We start from the raw sequence: 6,836 nt of genomic DNA, 5'->3' as shown, positions 1-6,836 counted from the left end.
GAACCTGAAGAACCGGGGAGTGGAGCGCATCTTCATCACCTGCGTCGATGGGCTGAGCGGGTTTCCCGAGGCGATTGCCGCGACCTTTCCCGAGACCAGGGTGCAACTGTGTCTGGTGCACCTGGTGCGCAACTCGCTGAAGTATGTTGGCTGGAAGCAGCGCAAGATCGTAGCAGCGGACCTGAAAGCGATTTACCGCGCGGCGACGGTAGCGGCCGCCGAGGATGCGCTAGCGGAGTTCGCCGAGAAGTGGGACGCCACCTACCCAACCATCAGCGCGATGTGGTTGCGGCATTGGGAGCAAGTCATCCCGTTCTTCGATTACCCGCCGGAAATCCGGCGAGTGATTTACACGACCAACGCGATTGAATCGCCGAACGACTCGTTGCGGAAGGTATTGAAGACCAAGGGGTCATTTCCGTCAGAGGCAGCGGTCTTCAAGTTGCTCTACCTAGCGCTGGAGAAGATTTCCGAGAAACGGACGATGCCACTGGCGAACTGGAAGGCGGCGCTAGCGCGATTTGCCATCCAGCATCCCGAGTGCTTCACCGACTGAGGTCTACTTGCTTACACAAAAAACTTGACACCCCCCAAGTGGGCTCTGAAGATTGCCCTCATGCTATGCGAACAGAACTGTCTGCTTAAGTCCTGAGTTTGACAAACTGGCGATCGCGGTGGTTCGGAGCATCAGCCTGACAGGGGGGCTTTTCAGCTTCGCTGCAGGAACCAATGCCTTCGACCTCTCTTAACGGCATCTCGACAATCCGAGTGGCTAAAGCGGCGACTTCACCATCAGCGCAACCTAAACATTGACATTATCCACGCCCATATAAAAACTGCCCGATGCAGCGATCGCTAGCTCGAACTTTACCCACCTGGAGATCGATGAAGATCGTATCAGCGGTGGCGAGGTACGACTATCCCAACCTTATAGTGCCGATATTTATGTCTTTACGAAAAAACAAGCAAACCAGAATACCACTAACTGACCGGTAGACGCTCGGAAACAGAGGGTAGATCTAGGCTATCGATTCCCAACCCCCTAATCAGCAACGAATTACCGAACTATGACAGTTCGCAGCAATAGTAAGGATTCGTTATTCGAAGATTTAGGAATCGGGAGCTAACTTTTACTGACAATCGCGCTTGCGCTTAAGCCAAAAACCTCCTCCTGCTGCAATCATGACCCCAAGCATCGAAGTCGGCTCGGGTACTGCAACCGGGTCGCCTTTCGTTATCTTGCCGTAGAGAAATGCAGTATTGATCCTGTACTCATCTGAAATAAACAAGTCGCTCAGTTCTATATCATTCGGGTCATTAACTGTTGGAGAATCGTCCGGACTGAAACCCACAAACTGCAACGAGTACTCGTGCCCGTCGTACACAAACGTATTTGTTGTATTGATCGTCGGAACGCTCACGATATCAGCGCAGGGTTGTGTATCGCCAGCAGGGCAAGGATTTAGGTTATTTGGCGTCTCGAAGTGGTCGAAGGTGAACTGGAACGTCTCTGTCACGTTAGGTATATCGAAGTTCAACGTAATGTCTAGCGTTACCTCAACAGCTGTCGGGTTGAAAATTGGATTGTTGTAATGCCGGAAAGTCCCGAACTTGAAGATCTGGTCCTCTTCGATGTCAACCGTACCAATACCCGTGTAGCTGTAATAGCTTTTGTAAGTATCTGCGGGATTCCCCCAGCCAATGTAGCGCTCGTTGCCGCTGGCAGTACCGGTGACAACAGTCGGATCGTTTAATCCGCCCCCGTTGCTTAGCAGAATGTCCGTCCAATCCCCATCGGAATCACCTATCCGAAAAGTGGCTGCATGTGTGGGTGCAGCAGTCAATGCTGCCGAGGCACCGATCACAGAGAGAGACGTAACGATACCGAAGACACTGGTGTATTTCACGATTACCCCCGAGCATTGCGCGCGTTCTACGAAATTATGTTCCGTACCGAAGCTCTTATAGCATACATCCTACCCAAATTTTCCCATATAACAATCGTGCAAACAATCAAGAAGTCTTATTGACATCCTTGTCGCCCTTTGAAAATTGGCAGTTCCCGGTCTGACTTGGGAGCCTCCAGATGGGTTTCGCAGTTTCGAGCACTGCCGCAGATTGCTTAAGGGGTAAGTTTTTACCTCATCGTGGAGCGGGTGCTAGTCCAGAGGAGGCCACGGTTCGTTAATGAAGCGGATGAATGGAGTTGGTTAACCACCCTAACGACGGCTGCGAAAATCACTACGTAAAACTCGACTCATGCAGCTCAGCCATGGCGAGTTCCTTTAGCGGGCTAACGCGCTGACAACTGTCTAGCCCATCCCCAATAACCAATTCAAGCCCGAAACAGCTCTCAAACAGTGGAAGCGTCATGCCTTCAGATCGAGTAAGAGCTGTTGAGCGCTCGAGAAGCAAGCGTCTGCCAACACTGCGAACTGGGGAGTTTTCTGCGGCGTGAAAAGCTCCGCCAAAACCAAATTGGTAATCCTGCACGGTAATGGTGGCAGAGGTGCAGGGGGCCATACTCTTATCCCAGCAGGAGCATCAGACTTCAGAACTCTCAGAAAAACAATTCCAACCGAGCGGATGAAGTTACAGCGGCTTTCACTCTATCGCTTGAAGTTGCCATTCTAAACAAGTTCTTTGCTTTTCTCTGCGACGTACATATAAGAATTTGCAACGTTGCAGTCTAACAATGTTTCTAGGGCTGACTTGCTTGAGGGCACTTCAAAAAAATGTCTGATTCAGGCCTACCGGCAGCTGAAATGCCCGTGCTACCTTGCCGATCTTTGGTCTTGGAGAATTATCGAGGGGCCCTTAGGTGGTCATCGTTGTCGAAATGGAATGCGGGGGGTTCGGGTAAATGGCAGATAGGGAACACGAGCGGCGGCCGGCAAAAACCTGAAGCGTGCTCGCTGGTTAGTTACGACAGGCAGTCGCTCCATCAGAAACGCTCGCTCTTCGCGTTGCGACCGTCAGCTGGGTTGGCGATGGCAACCGCTTATCCTGACATTAGAACCGCACGAACGCGACCGCTGTCCGGAGTTCCCATGTCCAACTGTCCTGCCAGTGACGGGCTTGATTGCAATACGTTTGACGTCCGTGCCGACGCACGCGATCGCCTCGATCGCTGCTTGGCCCTAAAGTTGCCCGACCTATCGCGCTCGCGGCTGCAGAAGCTCGTGGAACAAGGGCACGTTCGGCTTAACGACGAGGTGTGTACCGACAAGAAGACCGCCGTCAAACCGGGCGATCGCCTCAACGTAACTCTGCCGCCGGCCGTGTCACTGGAATTACTACCGGAAGCAATTCCCTTGCACGTCCTTTACGAAGACGAACACGCGATCGCGATCGACAAGCCGGCCGGTTTGGTCGTGCATCCTGCGCCCGGCCATCCGTCTGGAACCCTCGTCAATGCACTGCTTGCCCGCTGCCCAGATCTTGCCGGGATTGGCGGCGTTCGGCGTCCCGGCATCGTTCACCGCCTCGATAAAGACACGACAGGCGCGATCGTCGTGGCGAAAAGCGATCGGGCCTATCAAGATCTCCAAGATCAAATCCGCACCCGCACCGCGCGGCGAGAGTATCTCGGCATCGTTTATGGCGCGCTTCAAGATACCAGTGGTACCTTTGATTTCCCCATCGGTCGCTGTCCGCACGATCGCTTTAAGATGGCTGTCGTACCGCTCGAAAAAGGCGGGCGATCGGCGGTGACACATTGGGAAACGCGGGAACGGCTTGGTAACTTTACGTTGCTGCACTTCCAACTTCAAACCGGTCGCACCCATCAAATTCGAGTTCACTGCGCCCGGGTCGGTCACCCGCTCGTCGGCGATCTCGTTTACGGTCCGAAGAGATCCGTTGGGGTTAACCTTACCGGGCAAGCCCTCCACGCCTGGCGGTTAACGTTCTTGCACCCGATTACCCGCATGCCGATTGTCGTGGAAGCACCGCTCCCCTCAGATTTTGAAACACTTTTAAAGGTCATGCGCGCGCGATCGCGTTAATCTTCGGTATTCCCCGCTATCACTCGTCACGATCGACGTGATGTAAAGACCGCCTTAGTTGCGTCAACTGCTGGGGCAAGTGGCGCAGGCAGTCCCGGTTCGGCGAGCTCGGAATACCCGAACTTCAACCAAGCATGACTTATGCAGACAGGTTTGGTGACTTGGAAGGGGAGGCTGTCCCCGGGAATCGAGCGCTGTCAGTGCCGCATTAATTGCATTTACCGCAACCCCTTTGTATTCGCCCTGCTGAAGTGGGTGCGATTAAAGGGGATGGCCTATCGCACCGGGCAAAAGGTGGATTGGCTATGGCAACGCGAAGTAAGGCTTAGCCGCAATGGCACGGCAGGATTGTCCTGCAGCCAGCAGCAAGTCTATGCGCAGCGGTGTCTACAGCTCGATGCTCCTTTTTATTAAGCAAGGTTTGAGATCGAACTACATTATCGTGTAACCCAAACAACCATCAATCGCTATGTTTTTTCTGAAGTCCTGGCAAACACGTCTCCGGCAGCAAATCCTCGCGATCGCAGTTGAGTAAACCAATAGAAGGAATCCTAGCTCGATTTTCGCAATTAGTTAGGCTCGGTCTGGACTTGTTGAGAAGGCAAAGCTAAGCTCAAGCACTCCAGATCGCTGAAACCCTAATTCGGTCGTGGCATAGAAAGTGGAATAGAAATCTGTATGCTTTTGCCCTAGCGAACGCAGTTGGATGGAGGGCGCTAAGGAGTTAGAGTGATTACTGGGTGGGGGCTCCGCGATCCTGCCGCATCTTGTGAGGGAATTCACCCTTCTGGTAAGATGCGGTTTCAGCATCTGCACTTAGGATTAAATACTTGCCCGCCCGTCCTGCTGGGGTCTCCGCAGGCGCTTAAAACGCAGAGACTTGTCGGCTTGCAGTTGCGTGCGGGCACTCAAAGTGGCAGCGAGGGCGCTTGCTGTTACCGCAGGTAAGTCACCACCGCAGTTACATCACCACATAAATTCTTTGCATCTTCAAGGATCGCAGTAAGGGGAAACTATGACCACACAGCCAGATTTGGACCGCGTTGTCGTAATTGGAGTTGCTGGCGACTCGGGTTGCGGCAAATCGACGTTCCTGCGCCGTCTAATCGACTTGTTCGGCGAGCAGTTTATGACCGTCATCTGCCTCGACGATTATCACAGTCTGGATCGCAAAGGGCGCAAGGCTGCAGGTGTAACGGCGCTTAACCTGAAGGCCAATAACTTCGATTTGATGGCCGAGCAAGTAGCGGCACTCAAGGCCGGCAAGGCGATCGATAAGCCGATTTACAACCACGAAACTGGCGAGCTCGATCCACCCGAGCGAATCGAGCCGAATAAGGTCATCGTGATTGAAGGTCTTCACCCCCTGTACGACGAGCGCGTGCGCGAGCTCGTTGACTTTGGCGTTTACCTCGATATCAGCGAAGAAGTTAAGGTCAACTGGAAAATCAAGCGCGATATGGCCGAGCGCGGTCATACCTATGAAGACGTGCTGGCTTCGATTCGAGCGCGCAAGCCCGACTTCTCTGCCTACATCGAACCGCAACGCGAGTTTGCCGATGTGGTCATTCAAGTGTTGCCGACGACTCTCATCGATGACAAAGAAAGCAAGTACCTGCGAGTACGCTTGATTCAGAAAGAAGGCGTTCGGGATTTCAGCCCGGTGTACTTGTTTGATGAAGGGTCGACGATCGATTGGCGTCCCTGCGGTCGTAAACTGACCTGTGCTTATCCGGGCATCAAGATGTTCTACGGACCGGATGCTTACTACGGTCATGAAGTGTCGGTCTTAGAAGTAGACGGTCTTTTCGACAATCTCGAAGAAATGATCTACATCGAGACGCACCTGAGCAACACGTCAACGAAGTTCTACGGCGAAATGACTGAGTTGTTGCTCAAGCACCCGAACTTCCCCGGCTCCAATGACGGCACGGGTCTGTTCCAAGTGCTGGTGGGTCTGAAGATGCGCGAAACTTACGAGAAGCTGGTTGCGGAAACGGCAAAAACGCCGGTTCAGGTTTAATTCCTGACACCGACGCCGAACCGCTGCATTGACGGGCCGCAGGGCAGTTGCTCTGCGGCTTCGTTGTGTCACGTACCGATCGCCCACAACGCGCGTCGATCGCCACACCGAGCATAGGATGTGTGGATGAGCTGTGGGCTCAGTCGGTCAACGTTGGTTTGAGGGAGCGGTAGCTAGCGACTATCGGACAAAGAAAGTGAAGTCGAGCTCGCAATGAAAGCTAACTCCCAACGGTCGGGTCGGGGCGGTAAAAAGCCGTCGCGACAGGTGCGATCGCCGGTGAGGATCCAGCGTCTGGATGACGGGCGGTTCCAGCGCATAGACGTCGGGCAGTGGTATAGCTATTGGCGCGATCCGTACCACTTGATGCTCACGGTTCCATGGGCGGGCTTTATCGTGCTGCTGACTTTGCTCTTTGGGCTTGTCAACGGTCTCTTCGCGCTGGCCTACATGGCTGGCGAGGGGATTGCTAATGCGCGCCCGGGACACTTCGGCGATGCATTTTTCTTCAGCGTTCAGACCCTTGCCACCATCGGCTACGGGTCCATGTATCCACAGACCCTCTACGCGAACGTGCTGGTGGCGCTGGAAGCGCTGACGGGATTGGTTGGGTTGGCGATCGTAACGGGCCTGGCCTTCGCGAGGTTTGCCCAGCCGACGGCGCGGGTGTTGTTCAGTTCGACAGCAGTGGTCGCACCATACGATGGCGTGTCGACCTTGATGTTTCGGACTGCCAACCAACGCGGTAACCAGATCCTCGAAGCGGAGATTCGGCTCTATTTAGCTTTTAGACGGGAAGCCCCGCG

Annotated in this window: 5 protein-coding genes; 4 read left to right on the top strand and 1 reads right to left on the bottom strand. The window is 54.0% G+C overall.

Features of this window, described 5'->3' with window-relative positions; all coding sequences use genetic code 11:
- Nucleotides 1–556: IS256 family transposase (locus tag KR51_RS17070; protein WP_022609421.1), on the top strand; the 556-nt coding region annotated here is incomplete at its 5' end.
- 574 nt (nt 557–1,130) lie between these two features.
- Here the strand turns inward: KR51_RS17070 and KR51_RS17065 are convergent.
- The gene (locus tag KR51_RS17065) at nt 1,131–1,907 is read right to left on the bottom strand and encodes a THxN family PEP-CTERM protein (RefSeq protein ID WP_156915184.1); all 777 of its coding nucleotides are present in this window, start codon (nt 1,905–1,907) and stop codon (nt 1,131–1,133) included.
- A gap of 1,143 nt (nt 1,908–3,050) precedes the next feature.
- On the opposite strand from KR51_RS17065, the gene KR51_RS17060 reads away from it, so the two are divergent.
- The 3 genes from KR51_RS17060 to KR51_RS17045 all read left to right on the top strand — a co-directional run.
- Nucleotides 3,051–4,007 (top strand): RluA family pseudouridine synthase, encoded by a 957-nt coding sequence (locus tag KR51_RS17060; RefSeq protein WP_022609419.1) that lies wholly within the window; start codon nt 3,051–3,053, stop codon nt 4,005–4,007.
- Between the two features lie 1,015 nt (nt 4,008–5,022).
- Nucleotides 5,023–6,030: a phosphoribulokinase gene (locus tag KR51_RS17050; RefSeq protein ID WP_022609417.1), complete on the top strand. Its 1,008-nt coding sequence runs from the start codon at nt 5,023–5,025 to the stop codon at nt 6,028–6,030.
- Between the two features lie 213 nt (nt 6,031–6,243).
- The coding region (locus KR51_RS17045) for an ion channel (protein WP_022609415.1) at nt 6,244–6,836 on the top strand (593 nt) is incomplete at its 3' end.

Source organism: Rubidibacter lacunae KORDI 51-2, assembly GCF_000473895.1.
Lineage (GTDB): Bacteria > Cyanobacteriota > Cyanobacteriia > Cyanobacteriales > Rubidibacteraceae > Rubidibacter > Rubidibacter lacunae.
The sequence above is the reverse complement of the archived record's forward strand: the minus strand, read 5'-3'. Positions and strand labels throughout refer to the sequence as shown.